The sequence below is a fragment of the Agromyces bracchium genome (assembly GCF_009709675.1).
GTDB classification, from domain to species: Bacteria; Actinomycetota; Actinomycetes; order Actinomycetales; family Microbacteriaceae; genus Agromyces; species Agromyces bracchium.
Genome location: NZ_WMLB01000040.1, coordinates 1 through 14,791, shown reverse-complemented (window position 1 = coordinate 14,791; position 14,791 = coordinate 1). Strand labels below are relative to the sequence as shown.

Genomic DNA, 14,791 nt, shown 5'->3' with positions numbered 1-14,791 from the left:
CTTGCGATTCATCAGGGGTTTTTGGTGGATCTGAGGGGACTCGAACCCCTGACCCCCTGACGGGATGCACCTTGGCGGGCGCGCACGTGTTTGGTTGTGGATGCCAGTAAGTATAAGGAAGAGCGGGGCGAGCGGCCGGGGCGGCGGTCGCCGATGGATGTCGTCATTGGCCGGTGCTTGGGGACGAAAAGAGCCGCAAAAGGGCCGCAGCGATCGGGCAACCCCGCGTTTCGGTCAGCGGGCTTCGGCGCCGGCCTATGCGGTGGCGCTGCAGCCCCTGCATAACCGTGCGAGGCCGAGCCCGACGGATACGTTCCCCGACTCGGAGGTCAGTTCCCTGGGCCGGGTGCTCGCACGGGATGCCCTCGCGCGGCGACGACCTGCGCGATGAGGTCGACGACGAGCCGCTCCGCCGGCTCGGGCGCGCTTCGCGTGGATGCCGCGAGGACGACCGCCTCGGCGGGATCGCGGATCTGCCGCATCCGGACGTCGCGAGGGAGATCGACCGCTGAGACGCGAGGGATCACCGTGACGCCGACGCCGCAGCCGACGAGGGCGATCTGCGAGGCGATCGAGCGCACCCAGTGGCGGGCACGTGGGCTGATCCCGCCGGCGCGGCAGACGCTGGTCATGTCGTCGTGGTAGTCCCGCGAAATCTCTCGCGGGAGCCACACCCAGTCGTCGTCGACCAGGCGTGCCAGGTCGAGCGGCCCGCCTTCGTCGGCGAGCGGGTGCGTCGCCGGAAGCAGGACGCAGAATTCATCGCGGAGCAGGGTGCGGGTGCTGATCCCGGCCTGCTCGCTCGCGATGCGTGACAAGGCGATGTCGATACGGCCTCGCAGGAGGTCGTCTCGTGCCTGGTCAGTGTCCAGTTCGCGGATGCGCACGGCGATGTGCGGCGCGCGCTCGCGCAGCAGCGCGAGCGTCTGCGGAAGCGGCCACGTCATCACGGATGCCACGCAGCCGATCGTCACGACCGCACGGGATCCCCGGGCGACCAGTCGTGGCGTCTCGGCGACGGCGTCGGCGTGCAGCAGGAGCGCGCGGCATTCGACGAGGAACGCCTCGCCCGCGGGGGTGAGTGCGACCCGCCGGTTCGTGCGCTCGAGGAGTACCGCGCCGACGTCCTGCTCGAGCTGGCGGATCGCCTGCGACAGCGGCGGCTGCGACATCATCAGGCGCTCGGCGGCTCGACTGAAGTGCAACTCCTCGGCGACCGCGACGAAGTAGCGGGCCGAACGCAGGTCGAACACATGCACCTCCTCACCGAAGATTGATAGGTGCAAAGTATCGCAGGTGGTCGATTTCAGACCTTTACTCTATGAGGGCGGGTCGGTTCACTGGAAGGCATGACCCCAGGACTCCTCGATCGATTCGCCGAACTCGACACGGCGGCCGTGAGCGACGCACTCGACGCGCTCGGCCTTCCCTCCGGCACTCCGGGCCTCCAAGCGCTCACCGTCGACCGGCCGGTGCTCGGATTCGCCGTCACCGCCGTCATGGAGCCGTACACCGGTGGCGCCGCTGGCGCCCACATCCTGACGACCAGCGTCGGGCGGGCCGGGCCCGACGACGTCATCGTCGTCGACAACGCGGGGCGCACCGAGGTGTCTTGTTGGGGCGGGATCCTCGGGCTCGGCGCGTCGCAGCGCGGCGTGCGCGGCGTGCTCGTCGACGGGGCCTGCCGCGACGTCGACGAGAATCGCGAGCTCGAACTCGCCGTGTACGCCCGCGGAGCGAGCCCCGCGACGGCGCGGGGTCGTTTGCAGCAGCGCTCCTCGGGCGAGCCGGCGACCATCGCCGGCCGCACCGTGCACCATGGCGACATCGTCTATCACGACGCGACCGGGTTCGTCGTCGTCCCGCGCGACCGCGCCGAGGCGGTGCTCACCGAAGCGCAGGCGATCGTCGCGCGCGAGCGCACCATCGCCGAGGAGATCCGCAGCGGTCGACGACTTCGGGACGCCATGCGCGATGCACGTCTCGCCGGAGCGGAGGAGAACCGATGACCGCACGCACAGTCGTCCCGCCCACCGCGTCCATCTCTGACGCGCTCGACCGACTCGGGTTGCCCGGTTCTCTGCACGGCATCGGGCCGCTGGCGCCGAACCAACGCGCGTCGGGTCCCGTGTTCACCGTCCGATACGCGCCCGTCGACGAGCACGGCGGAACCGTCGGCGACTTCCTCGACGACGTGCCCGAGGGCGCCGTCGTCCTCATCGACAACGACGGGCGCACCGACTGCACGGTGTGGGGTGGCATCATGTCACGCCTCGCGAGTTCACGGGGGGTCGCGGCCACGGTCATCAACGGCGTGTGTCGCGACACTGCGATCGCGCTGGAGACCGGGTACCCGCTGTGGTCTGCCGGCCGGTTCATGCGCACCGGTAAGGACCGCGTGCGCATCGCCGCGGCCCAGGTCGATCTCGTGATCGACGGGGTCACCATTCACCCCGGCGATCTCCTCATCGGCGATGACGACGGGGTCGTGGTCGTCCCCGCGGAGCGCTCGAGCGACGTGCTCGCGCTCGCCGAGCAGATCGAGCAGGTTGAGGATGCCATCGTCGCCGACGTGCGGGCCGGGATGCCGCTCCACCGGGCCCGCGCCGTCCACGGGTACCACTCGCTGCAGACATACCAGGCCGACCGGACCGAGACGAAGGAACCCCGATGACCGATCCCGCCCGCGGCCACTCCGCCGCCACGCTCGTCGAAGCCGCAGGCGCGCCGATCGACCTCGACCCCGAGATCCGCGCCGCCTGGCCTGGCGCTCGACTCGTCGGACGCGCGTTCACCGTGCAGGGTACCGGTGGCGACAACCTCGCATTGCACCTGGCCGTCACGCGAGCCGAGTCCGGTGATGTGCTCGTCGTCGACGCCGGCGCCGCCCCGCACGGACACTGGGGCGAGGTGCTCACGGTCGCCGCGCAGGCCCGCGGCATCGCGGGCCTGCTGATCGACGGCGGCGTGCGGGACAGCGCCGAGATGGCCGCGCTCGGCTTCTCCGTGTTCTCTCGCCGCAACGCGATCCGAGGCACCCGCAAGGACTTCCCCGGGATCTTCGGACGCACCGTCCGTGTGGGCGGTGTCCTCATCTCCCCGGGTGACCTGATCGTCGGCGACGCCGACGGGGTCGTGGCGATCCCGTCAGCTCAGGTCGCCCGCGTCCTCGATCACGCCGACGAACGAGTCGCTCAGGAACAGCGCCACTTCGAACGACTCCGCGCCGGGGAGCGGACCATCGACCTGTACGAGTTCGGCGCTCCGTACCGTCAGGAGGTGTGAGGCGATGCCGGAGAACCCGATCTTCGCGATCAACGCGCGCGTCGCACGGCTTCGCGAGCAGGGAGCCGACATCGTGCTCCTCACCGCGGGCGAGCCGAGCACCCATACTGCCGACGCCATCGTCCGAGCCGCGCAGGACGCCGTCGCCGATCCGACGACGCATCACTACGGTGCGGCTGCCGGCGAGCCCACATTGCGCCGTGCGATCGCGGCGAGCCTGCCGGGAGACGGATGGACCGAGTCCGACGTCGTCGTCACCGTGGGGGCCAAGCACGCGCTCCACCTCGCCGTGCGGGCGGTCACCTCCGGCGGCGACGAGGTGCTCGTCATCGAACCGGGATGGCCCGGACACGCTGCGGCGGTCCGCGCCGCGGGCGCCGAACCCGTGGCGGTGCGCACCCGCGACAACCTCAGCCTCGATCCCGCGGACGTCGCCGCGGCGATCACGTCCCGCACCCGCGCGGTGATCCTTGCGAGCCCCGCCAACCCGACCGGCACGGTGCTGCCGCAACAGGCGATCGGAGATCTCGCCGCCATCGCGAGTCGCGCGAACCTCTGGGTCATCAGCGACGACGTGTACTCGGCACTCGCCTACTCCGGCGGCTACGCACACGTCCTCGACGCGGTCCCGCAACTCCGAGACCGCACGATCATGGTCGACAGCGTCTCGAAGGAACATGCGATGACGGGATGGCGGATCGGCTGGCTCGCAGGACCCGCAGCGGTCGTCGACTCGGCGCGCGAACACCTCGCCGCGACCATCACCCACGTCCCCCTCGCCATGCAACGCGCCGCGACGGCAGCCCTGCACGACCACGACGGTCCAAGCGAAGCCCGACAGCTGTACCGCAGCCGGCGCGACCGCCTCGTCGCGGCACTCGATCGGCTGCCCGGGATCGACTGCCCGGTGCCGGACGGCGGCATGTTCGCGTTCCCGTCCGTGGCCGGCCTGCTCGCCGCAAACGGCTGGAGCGGATCGACCGCGCTGTTGGAGCACCTCATCGACGCCGGCGTGGCCGTCGTGCCGGGCGAGGCGTTCGCCGCTCCGGACCGCCTGCGTATCTGCTTCGCCGTCGACGACGCAACCCTCGACACCGCGATCGAACGGTTGACGGCATCCCTCACCGAACTGCAGCGGGTTTCGGCATGATGCCCGCGACCCGTCTGCAGGGATCCACACTCGTCGCCGACCTGCACGGCACGAGCGTCCGACTCGCCATGCTCACGCGACCCGGCACCGGGATACCGCTCGTGTTCCTCCATGGGTTCGGATCGACGAAGGAGGACTACGCCGACGTCATCCAGCACCCGGCACTCGACACGCACCCGGTCATCGCGTACGACGCACCCGGCTGCGGTGCCTCGACCTGCGACAGATACAGCACCGTCGACATCCCGTTCCTCACCGACCTCGCCCGCGAGGTCATCGCACGCCACGGATACGACCGCGTCATCCTGGTCGGGCACTCCATGGGCGGACTCACCGCGCTACGGCTGGCGACGCAGGAGCCCGATCTCGTGGCCGGCATCATCGATATCGAGGGCAACCTCGCGCCCGAGGACTGCTTCCTCAGCCGCCAGATCATCGAGCACCCGCGCGCGAACGCCCAGGAGTTTCTCGACGACTTCCGCCGACGCGTCAGCGGGTCGCGCTTCGCTGCGAGCGCGGTATACGCCGTATCACTCCAGGCCAAGGTGTCCCCCGACGTCGTCGCGCCGATCTTCACCTCGATGGTCGATCTGTCCGACAACGCGCCCCTGCTGGAGGACTTCCTCGGACTGCCGTGCCCACGCATACTGATGTACGGCGAGCAGAACGCTGGGCTCAGCTACCTCAGCCGCCTCGCCGAAGGCGGCGTGGAACTCGCCGAGATCCCCCTCAGCGGGCACTTCCCGATGTACTCCAACCCACCCGCGATGTGGCATCGGATCGCGAAGTTCGTCGACGGAATCTGACCCGAGGCGGACGTCGCGGCGCGTCCCACGGTCAGTCCCTGGGGGTGGTGGAGCTCGGTGTCCTTCGATAGGACTGGTATCAGGCGTGCGTTTCGGGCCTGCTCGCTCAGTCGTTCGCGGGGAGGCGGAGGAGCCGAATCCGCGCTGCACCGACCCGGTCGGTGGGGAGCACGCGGAGTCGCTCGTCTCCGTTCAGCACGCGCCCGGTGATGACGCGTCTCTCGTCGACGAGGAGTTCCTCGACGGCGTCGATCTCGATTCGCCCGTCCGGGGCGAAGAAGTCGAGCGTGAGCCCCTGTCCGATCACGAGGATGCTGCCCTCGCTCTCGCTGACAAGGAGGCCGAAAGGGCGTGAGTCGCCGGGGTGTGGGACGGGCGCGCCTGGAGCGGTCTCATCGGGGAGGTTCAACTGCGGATCGGGGATGCTCACGCCCGCGTCCAACAGCATGCGCTGGAAGAGCGCGAGCGTTCCACGTGCGGCGATGTCGATCTCGTCGATGCGGAGTTCGTGCAGTTCCACGTCGGGTTCGAGCACGACAGCGCCGACACGATCGTCAGCCTGGGCTGCCGCGATCTGTGCTTCGAGCGCGACGAGGAACTTCAACGTCGTCGCCACCTGCCCCTCGGGGTTCGCCCCGTCGAGCCCGAAGCCCGACCATCCGATCGCGCGGTACGTCCCGATGGCTCGGACGAGTTCAGCGGCGCTGAGCCGACTCTCCGGTACGAAGAGGGGCTGGCTGCCGGCCGCGTATTCTCGCATCGCGCTCTCGGCATCGTCGATGTAGATGTCGGGTCCGAGCAGTGCGAGGGATGGTGCGGCGACGCGCCATACGTCGAGCACGCGGGACGCCGGGCCGCCGCTGGGGTACTGCCCGGGTTCAGCCTGTCCGGGTTGGGGGCCCAGCCAGGCATTGGCGTACATCGGGATGTCGGCGATCGCCTTGCCCCTGGCTGCAAGGTGCTCGACGTAGCTCGCGAACGCCCATGCCATGAAGACCTCGTCGGAGGCGGAGCTTTCGCCGAAGAGGTCCGGCCATGTCCCGGCCTCCTTCGATCCGTGCTCGGTCCAGAGGGATCGGGCGAGGGATGCCTCGGTCGCCGATCGCACGTGGACGAGCAGGTCCTCGGGCACCGGTGCGTTCCACGCCGCCTCCGCCAGCGGTCCGCGGTCGCGACTGTCGGAGAGGATGCCCGACTCGTTCTCGACTTGGATCATCGCAACGGTGCCGGCGGGGTCGGCCTGGACGAGGTGGCGGACGAGCGCCTCGAACGCCGTGGCATCCGCTTCACGCAGGGCCGAGCCGAACACCGAGAGCACCGGCTTCGCGGTCGCGCCCTCGTAGCTGAACGCCTGCAGGCCCTTCGGCTCGATGACCGCGCGCGGGAACCGTCGCCGGTCGGCCCGGACCCAGGTCGGCGCGTAGGTCGAGCCTGCGTTCTTGAACTCGCCGAACCAGAGCAGCACGAGGCGCAGGCCGTTGTCGCGCGCCTCTTCGAGCATGCGGTCGATGAGCGTGAAGTCGAATGTTCCTTCTCGAGGTTCGGTGAGCGCCCAGCTCACCGGTGCCAGCACGACGTTCCCGTTCATGCGTCGCACGTGGGCGAATGCCTCGGTGATCGAACGCGGTGACGATGACGACGAGTTGAACACCTGCCCGCCGAGGAGCAGCGTCGGGACGCCATCACGACGGAGCGAGCCGCTCCGGCCGCCGGTGACGGCCCACGGTCGTGGTGCGGAATTCAGATCGGTCATGTCGTCAGCGACTCCGTATTTCGTGCTGCTTCGCCGATCCGGAAAGGATCTGCTGTTCCAGTCTGAGGTGTCGTGCGAGCTGGAGGGGGGCGTCGCTGTCTTGGAAGGCGTGGCCCTCGTACTCCGACATCAGGACGCCTTGGAAGCCGGAGTCCACGATCGCCGAGAGCAACGCCGGCATCGGGATGGTGGGATCTTCGAGCTCCTCGGTGACGTAGTAGAACTTCGAGTGGAAGTAGTGCGTGCGGTCGAGCAGCGTGGTGAAGCCGTCGAGGTCGGCGGGGCCGAAGGAGAGGAACCCGAAGAACTCCGCGATCGCGACTCGCTCGGCTTCTCCGCCGCCCATCTCCCTGATGCGCTGGTGCATCTGGTCCTCCGTGAGGCCGGAGTGCCGGTTGGCGATGATGTACTCGAGCAGTTCGGGATCGGCACCGGCGGCGATGTGGCGGTCCAGGGCGGGCGCGGCCGGGCGCTCGATGAAGCAGCCGAAGTCGGGGATGAATCCGAGACGCTCGCTGCCGATGCGCTCGAAGGCCTCGAGCTGTTCCTGGATGTGGCGATCGCTGGGCTTGGATGGTGCGTGGACCTCGATGCCGATGTTCACGCCGTAGTAGTCGGCGAATTCGGCGGCCATCGGGAGCAGGTCGATCGGGATGTTCGTCTCGCGCAGGTAGCGGCATCCCAGCTCCCGGGCGGTTCGCAGGTCGGCCGTGAGGTCGAGGATGTAGTCCTGCGGGCCGGGGTCGTGTCCGGTGATGCGACCGACGTCCATGTATCCGCCGTAGCTGAACGGCGTGACGCCGCGGACCTCGCTCGCCGCGAGCACCCGCTCGACCTCGGCGGGATCCGGGCGCGGGTAGTGCTCGAAGAAGACCGAACCGACGAGTTCGTACTGCTGCACGTCGAGCGCGACGAGGTCGTCGAGTGCGTCCTCGATCGTGTAGTCGGGGAGGGTGACGAACTCCCGGTTGAAGCTGTACAGGGAGATCCCCTGCTCGATGCCGTCGATGTTCATCGTTCTCCCTGGAGGGTGAGGGTCCGCGATGCGGAGTTGTCGATCATTCCCCATACTCCGGGGGCGAATTGCATGTAGACGCACCGCAGGATGAGGCGGAGGTCGACCTGGTGCGGTCCATCTTCGATGCCGCCGTTGAACACGTAGATGCGCAGGTCCTTCTTGATCGGCCAGAACTCGGTGAATGCGGCGGAGAGCTGGCTCGTCGGGAACAGCTTGCCGTTCAACTCGACCAGGATCAGGTGCTCGGGCACCGGCTCGGCGTCGACCGTGAGCTCGAGCGACTCGACCGCAGACAGCGGGAGCCCCCGGTAGTAGTTCAGGCCGATGTCGAGGCTGTAGCCGACCGGCCCCGTCTCCAGGTCGTAGGACCGCAGCGCCTCCGGCCGCAACACACGGTCCTCGTAGGGCAGTTTCATGTAGCTGGTGGGCATTGTCGATTCCGTTCTGCAGGGAGGGTCATCAGAGTTCGTCCAGCACGGCCGGCGCCGCATGTACGGCGTAGGCGACGCTGGTCAGCGTCGGATTCGTCGCGGTCGCGGTCGGGATGATGCCGTTGCCGCCGAGGAAGAGGTTCTCGAATCCCCACACACGCGAACGCTGATCGACGACGGATGCGGTTCCGCCGTCGTCGCCCATCCGGATGGTTCCCTTGTAGTGCAGGGACGTGCCGGCGGGCATGAGGGCGGGCTCTCCGCCAGGGACGAACTCGCCGAACCGCGAGGCCAACGACCTGAGGTCCTCAGTCGCGCGGACGATTTCGGCCTGCTCGCGATCGGTAATCGCGTAGTGGATCGTCATGAGCGGCATCCCCCAGGCGTCCGTCTCGGCGTCGGAGAACTCGAGGCGGTCCTCGGCTCGTGGGAACTTGCGGACGCCGTTGCCCATGGCGACGTAGCGGGCGGCGCCGACGTCGACCTTCGACTCGTCGACGGGGAACGGCGGGTCGGCCATGTGCATGATCTGCGTGCGGAAGGGATGGACATCCTCTGTGTACGGGATGCCGAGCGTTGAGGCGGTCGGATCCTTCACCAGTTGCGCGACGGGGACGTCGGTACCGGCCCGCTCCACGACCTCGTCGCCGAGGGCGACGACGCTGTAGATGAGCACGTGCTCGGTGAGGTACCTGCCGAGTGCGTCCGGGCGGATGCCCGAGGCCCACAGCAGCTGCGGCGTCTGGAACGCGTTCGCCGCGACGACCACGACGCGGGCATCGATCGTCGAGGACTCCCCCGTCGGGAGGTGCTCCACCTCGGCGCCCGTGACGCGAGATCCCTCGACGAGCAGGCGGCGCGCGATGGTGTCGGCGCGAAGGATGACGCGAGTGTCGCCGAGGATCGTGTCGGCCCCGCCCCAGGCGATCGTCCCGTCGGTACGGGGGATGGCCGACATCGGCAGTCCGGCTGCCTCGCGTCCTTCGGGAAGCGCGTCACCGAAGTGCTCGCGTGCGATCGCCTCGATCGCGTTCCCGTACGGGTTCCCCGGCAGGGTCGTCACGCTCATGAGTCGTTCTGCCTCGTCTAGCGCCCGGTCGAATTCGTCGGCGGGGATGAACGCGGCACGCTCGTCGTCGTTCGGGCGTGGCGTGGCGCAGGTCCAATGGACCCCCATTCCACCGACGCAGCTCGACAGGGCGGCTGCGGGCATGTCGTCCTGATGGCCGGGAGAGGCGAGATACGTGCCGCCTGGGGACATGATCGTCCCCTCGATGTGCACGGGACGGGCATCGTCTCCGGAAGGCCGGTCTCGTCCCTGCGAGCGTTCCCTGGCGCGGTCGCGCAGTCGGGGTGACAGGTTCCTCACGTTGGAGCCCGGTGGATCGGTCACCTGGGGACCGAGATCGACCATCGTGATCGTGAGGTCCGGTCGCGCGTCGCCGATCAGTCGTGCGAACGCGGAACCGACGGGGCCGGTCCCGATGATGAGGAGGTCGGTGGTCGCCATCGACGTACGTCCCTTGCAGCAGTGGAGATGAAGCCTGCCGATTTCCGGCATTACGTCTGGACTCTACCGAATTATGCCGAGATTCGACCATTCGTGGTTTCTGATGCACACAATCAGCGACGGTTATGTCAAAATTCGAGCATGGTCGATCTCTTGGCGGACGTGGTCGTATCGGACGAGTCGAGCAGTGCGATCCGCATCGTGAAGCTCGTGAGGAGTGGTGCGGCCACGACGCGCCCCGAGTTGGGTCGTCTCACGGGCCTGGGACGGAGCGTCGTCGCCCAGCGGGTGGATCGAGCGATCGAGCTCGGGTTCCTCGAGGAGCTGGAGGGCGTGTCTGCGACGGCGGGTCGCGCGCCCCGTCGGCTCCGCTTCCGCTCGGAACGCGGCCTGCTCGTCACGTGCGCCCTCGGCGCGCTGCACATCCACGTCGGAGTCGCCTCACTCGACGGCGACGTGCTCGCTCACGACCACCGCGAGTGGGACATCACCCGTGGGCCGGAGCTGACCCTCGCCGCGGCGTTCGAGATGATCGCCGGACTCCTCGAGCAGGTCGACGATGTCCCGCTCTGGGCGATCGCCGTCGGCGTCCCCGGCCCCGTGCGCTTCGCTACCGGACGCCCCGTCTCGTCGCCGATGATGCCGGGTTGGAACGGCTACGACATCCGCGGGCGCTTCGAGGAGCGGTTCGACGCCCCGACCTGGGTGGACAAGGACGTCAACCTCCTCGCCGTTAGGGAACGCGCCCGCGAGCGGAAGCCGCTGGACTTGATCTACTGCAAGATCGGCACCGGACTGGGCGCCGGGTTGCTCTCGGAGGGAAAGGTCCACCGCGGCGCCGGCGGCGCCGCCGGCGACATCGGCCACGTCCGTGTCGTCGATGAGGACATCCCCTGCCGCTGTGGCAAGACCGGATGCCTCGAGGCGGTCGCGAGCGGTTGGGCGATCGTCCGAGACGCCCGCCGGGCTGTCGACGATGGCGCCGAAGGCCTCCTCGTCGACCGGCTCGCCGACGGCGCGGAGCTGAGCCCCGAGCTGGTGGCGATCGCGGCGGACGACGGGGACGCGTTGGCCCTGTCGCTGATGCAACGTTCCGCCCGCCTCGTCGGCGGATCGATCGCGACGCTCGTGAATGTCTTCAATCCCAGCGTGATCGTGATCGGCGGCGTGGTCGCCGGCGCCGGTCAGGTCTTCCTCGCGGAGGTGCGACGGCGCGTCTACGAACTCTCCCTCCCCGTCGCAACGCAGGACCTCACGATCATCCGGTCCGCCGACGACCCGCGTGAACCGCTCCGCGGCGGCATGGAACTCGCGAGAGAGCAGCTGTTCGGCGCGACCTTCGCCAGGTGGTTCCTCGACGGGGCTCCCAGCGTCGCGCGGTGCACGGCGTCACGGATCGTGGAGGCCTCCGAGTACTAGCACCCGGGTGATCGCGGTGGCGAGGATCCATCCGAGTTTTGATGGATATAACCATCCCAAATGTCGGGATTCAACATTTCGTGGCACGATAGAGACGGCTCAAAGGCCGATGCCAGCAATCCGTTCTGGCGACAACGACGTCACGAGAGGTCTGACATGACACAGCACACCCCGAGCCCCGGCCGTCGCTGGGCGCTCGTCGCCGTGACCGCCATCGGCGGTCTCGTCTTGGCCGGATGCTCCGCGCCGAGCGCAGATGAATCGACTCCCGGCGAAGCCGCCGACTCCTTCACCTTCTCCTTCCCCCAGGCGAACGACACCGAGGACTTCTACCAGGCCTTCGCGCAGCAGTACATGGACGAGACCGGCGTAGAGATCGAGCTCCTGCCGATCCCGGGCGACTCGTACTACACGCAGATCAACACACAGCTGCAGGCCGGCAACGCGCCGGACCTGCTCATCGCTCCCCCGGGAGGCGGACAGGCCAACGGCGTGGTACGGCTCGCGGAAGCCGGCCTGCTCGCACCCCTGGGTGAGGCATCCTCGGCCGTCATCCCGGCCGGCACCGAGAACCTCTACACCTTCGACGGCGAGGTGTACGGGCAGCCGACCTCGCTCTCCCCGAACGGATTGGTCTGGAACCCCGACGTCGCGGCATCCGCCGGCGTCGACGAGTACCCCGCGACCTTCGAGGACCTCCTCGCCGGTTGCGCCGATGCGAAGGACGCGGGACTGGCGTTCACCGTCCTCGCCGGCACCGTCCCCCCGAACCTGGGCTTCATCGCGCAGGTGATCTCGGCGACCAGGGTGTACGCCGCCGATCCCGACTGGAACGAGCAGCGCGCTGCCGGAGACGTCACCTTCGCCGACAGCGGATGGAAGCAGGTCCTCGAGGACTTCGTCGAGATGAACGAGAGCGGATGCTTCCAGGACGGCGCAGCCGGCGGGACGTTCGATTCAATCACTGGCGGACTGATCGGCGGAACAGCGCTGTCCGCCTCGATCCCGGGAAGCGCGGCCACGGCGCTCAGCGGTGCGAGCCAGGGCAAGTACACGCTCGACGTCCGCGCGTTCCCTCCCGCTGACGGCGAGGACCCATGGCTCATCGCCTCGCCGCTGTACGCCTGGGCGTCCAACGGCACCTCCGATGAGAACACCCAGCTCGCTGTGCAGGAGTTCCTCGATTGGGCGGCCGAGCCGGAGAACGCGGTCGAATTCGCCAACCTGTCCGGCGGCATTCCGGTCGCCGGCGCGGAGGACTCCGAGCTCCTGCCCCAGTACGCACCCGTGGCCGACCTGATCTCGGCGGGGACGTTCTCCCCGGAGCCCAACCTCAGCTGGCCGAACGCGGGTGTCTACGACGCGCTGTCGGTCGGTATGCAGGGCTTGCTGACCGGTCAGACGACTGTCGACGGAATCCTCGAATCGATGGATGCCGCGTGGGACCAGTAGCTCCATGAACCCGGGAGTGCCCGCCCGATTCGACCCCGGGCGGGCACTCTCGTCACATTGCGCCCAGCCACTGCTCTTGCAGGCGACCGCGGCCAGATCCCGAACCACCCGACTTCCGTCGATGACGACAGGAGACCTCGATGACCTCAGACACCGAACCCCGCCCGATCGTGATCATCGGCGCCGGCCCGGCTGGGATGGCCGCCGCGCTGTCGCTGCACACGGTCGGCCACCGACCCATCCTGCTCGAGCGCTACCGCGAAGCTCGACCGGCCGGGAACATCCTGAATCTCTGGCCACCGCCCATCAAGGCGTTGCGGGCGATGGGCGTAGACACGCAGGACCTCGGGGCACCGTGCCACACGACATTCCGTGGAGTTCGCGGGAACGTGCGTGCCGACGTCAAGATCCCCGACGACGTCGTCGCCGCGTACGGCGGCGGATTCATCGGGCTGCTCCGACCCGAGCTCTACCGCCGCATGCTCGGAGCCATGCCCGACGGCGTGCTGCGCACGAACCAGGAGGTCACGCGAATCGACGACCAAGGCGACGCGGTTCGCGTCGAACTCGGAGACGGCACCAGCATCGATGCCGCGGTCGTCGTGGGCGCGGACGGAATCGACTCGATGGTGCGCAAACAGCTGTGGGGTGCCAGCGAGCGTCGAGAGCATCGCCTCCACATCATCGGCGGCTACACGTTCGCCGACGTCCCCGGCGTCGAGCGCAACGAGGTCGTGCTCTCCCACGATCGGGAGGTCCAGGGCACCTACTCGTCGATCCGTGACAACGGCCGCGACGGCATCCAGTGGTGGGTGCTCGAGGCCTGGGATCCGGCGAAGGAACCGCCGACCGATCTCAAGGCGCACGCACTGACCCTGGCCGGCCGATTCCCCGGCCCGCTCGCCGGCCTCGTCGAATCCACCGAACCCGGCAACTTCCAGCGCTGGCCCATCCGGGACCGCAAGCCGCTCAAGCAGTGGTCGAAGAGACGCATCACGCTCGCCGGTGACGCCGCGCACGCCACGTCTCCATACGCCGCGTACGGCGCCGGGATGTCGATCGGCGACGGGTACACGCTCGCGCAATGCCTCACAGGGGTGGACCTCGCCGACACGCCCTCGGTTGCCGCCGCGCTGGACCACTATGACGAGCGACGCATCGCGCACACGACATCGCAGGTGCAGCAGGCCTACGTCCTCGGGAAGGTCTTCCATCACGCCCCCACCGTTCTCCGCCCCGTCCGCGATTGGGTACTCGATCACACACCGATGCTGCAGAAGCAGGTGGGTGAGAAGAGCCCCGCGGAGATCGTCGCTCAGCTCGAGGAGATGGGCGACGGTCTCGCCCACAGCTCCAGGGGAGCCGGCTGACGACGCACACGTCGCACGCTTGGCCCTCCGGACGCCTATGCCTACGAGGCAACAGCCTTCGCGTCGTACGTCGGCGAGGGCCGGCCGGATCGAGTCTCCGCTCTATACCCACGCAGCGACGGTGTCGATCATGGCCACCGTCGACGACGCGCACCGGCAGCTCCTCAACTCGCGGCGGCCGGCCTCCGGAGGGACTTCTGAAACTCGGACTCACTGCGATGCCATATGCCGTCGGAGGCTTGTCACACTCTGCGTTCAACGTGCGCGATCTCGACGCCGCCACCGCGTGGTCGCAGGCTGCGATCGACTTCGACAAGCCTGAGCGTGGTCCACTGCTGGATCGAGCCGGCAACAGCGGCGCGACGAACGGGCGCTACCAACACACCCCGACCCGCTGTTGTCGTTCGCGCGCGTCACGTTGCGATAGCCGCGGTCGGCGGGCAACACATGTGGATAGCTACGCGACCGATCGCTCGCCACGAATAGAGCCGCAAGCCCCTCATAAAAGGCCGCAGGAAAGCGCTCCCCAAGCGAAAAACCCCTGAGAATCTTGCGATTCATCAGGGGTTTTTGGTGGATCTGAGGGGACTCGAACCC

At 68.4% G+C, this 14,791-nt stretch carries 13 protein-coding genes; 8 read left to right on the top strand and 5 right to left on the bottom strand.

From position 1 onward, the window contains the following. Window positions 1-329: 329 nt before the first annotated feature. A complete protein-coding gene (locus GJ743_RS16765; protein WP_155053057.1) occupies window positions 330-1,253 on the bottom strand; it encodes a LysR family transcriptional regulator in 924 nt (307 codons plus the stop codon). Window positions 1,254-1,349: 96 nt separating this feature from the next. Here GJ743_RS16765 and GJ743_RS16760 point away from each other — a divergent pair, with 96 nt between their 5' ends. The 5 genes from GJ743_RS16760 to GJ743_RS16740 are packed head-to-tail and all read left to right on the top strand — an operon-like array spanning window position 1,350 to window position 5,241. Next, window positions 1,350-2,009 (top strand): RraA family protein, encoded by a 660-nt coding sequence (locus GJ743_RS16760; protein WP_155053056.1) that lies wholly within the window; start codon window positions 1,350-1,352, stop codon window positions 2,007-2,009. Next, window positions 2,006-2,674, top strand: coding sequence for an RraA family protein (locus tag GJ743_RS16755; protein ID WP_155053055.1), 669 nt, complete (start codon window positions 2,006-2,008; stop codon window positions 2,672-2,674). The genes GJ743_RS16760 and GJ743_RS16755 overlap by 4 nt, the downstream gene beginning before the upstream one ends. After that, entirely contained in the window at window positions 2,671-3,285 is a 615-nt protein-coding gene (locus GJ743_RS16750) for an RraA family protein (protein WP_155053054.1), read from the top strand. Before GJ743_RS16755 ends, GJ743_RS16750 begins: the two co-directional genes overlap by 4 nt. 4 nt (window positions 3,286-3,289) lie before the next feature. Next, complete coding sequence (locus tag GJ743_RS16745) at window positions 3,290-4,435, top strand: pyridoxal phosphate-dependent aminotransferase (protein WP_155053053.1); 1,146 nt, start codon at window positions 3,290-3,292, stop codon at window positions 4,433-4,435. Beyond that, complete coding sequence (locus GJ743_RS16740) at window positions 4,432-5,241, top strand: alpha/beta fold hydrolase (protein ID WP_230386870.1); 810 nt, start codon at window positions 4,432-4,434, stop codon at window positions 5,239-5,241. The genes GJ743_RS16745 and GJ743_RS16740 overlap by 4 nt, the downstream gene beginning before the upstream one ends. Before the next feature lie 106 nt (window positions 5,242-5,347). Here GJ743_RS16740 and GJ743_RS16735 read toward each other — a convergent pair whose 3' ends face one another. The 4 genes from GJ743_RS16735 to GJ743_RS16720 are packed head-to-tail and all read right to left on the bottom strand — an operon-like array spanning window position 5,348 to window position 9,656. Next, the gene (locus tag GJ743_RS16735) at window positions 5,348-6,994 is read right to left on the bottom strand and encodes a DUF5597 domain-containing protein (RefSeq protein WP_155053052.1); all 1,647 of its coding nucleotides are present in this window, start codon (window positions 6,992-6,994) and stop codon (window positions 5,348-5,350) included. Window positions 6,995-6,998: 4 nt separating this feature from the next. Then, complete coding sequence (locus GJ743_RS16730) at window positions 6,999-8,009, bottom strand: TIM barrel protein (protein WP_155053051.1); 1,011 nt, start codon at window positions 8,007-8,009, stop codon at window positions 6,999-7,001. After that, window positions 8,006-8,443 carry a C-glycoside deglycosidase beta subunit domain-containing protein gene (locus tag GJ743_RS16725; RefSeq protein WP_155053050.1) on the bottom strand — a complete coding sequence of 146 codons (438 nt, stop codon included), beginning with the start codon at window positions 8,441-8,443 and terminating at the stop codon, window positions 8,006-8,008. The genes GJ743_RS16730 and GJ743_RS16725 overlap by 4 nt, the downstream gene beginning before the upstream one ends. A 28-nt stretch (window positions 8,444-8,471) precedes the next feature. Beyond that, a complete protein-coding gene (locus GJ743_RS16720; protein WP_196217040.1) occupies window positions 8,472-9,656 on the bottom strand; it encodes a GMC oxidoreductase in 1,185 nt (394 codons plus the stop codon). A 438-nt stretch (window positions 9,657-10,094) separates the two neighbouring features. Between GJ743_RS16720 and GJ743_RS16715 the strand changes: the two genes are divergently transcribed. The 3 genes from GJ743_RS16715 to GJ743_RS16705 all read left to right on the top strand — a co-directional run bounded on the left by GJ743_RS16715 (window position 10,095) and on the right by GJ743_RS16705 (window position 14,194). Further along, complete coding sequence (locus tag GJ743_RS16715; RefSeq protein WP_155053048.1) at window positions 10,095-11,372, top strand: ROK family protein; 1,278 nt, start codon at window positions 10,095-10,097, stop codon at window positions 11,370-11,372. 156 nt (window positions 11,373-11,528) lie between these two features. Beyond that, on the top strand, window positions 11,529-12,824 hold the full coding sequence (locus tag GJ743_RS16710) for an ABC transporter substrate-binding protein (RefSeq protein WP_155053047.1): 1,296 nt from the start codon (window positions 11,529-11,531) through the stop codon (window positions 12,822-12,824). Window positions 12,825-12,964: 140 nt separating this feature from the next. Further along, window positions 12,965-14,194, top strand: coding sequence for an FAD-dependent oxidoreductase (locus GJ743_RS16705; protein ID WP_155053046.1), 1,230 nt, complete (start codon window positions 12,965-12,967; stop codon window positions 14,192-14,194). Window positions 14,195-14,791: the final 597 nt, after the last annotated feature.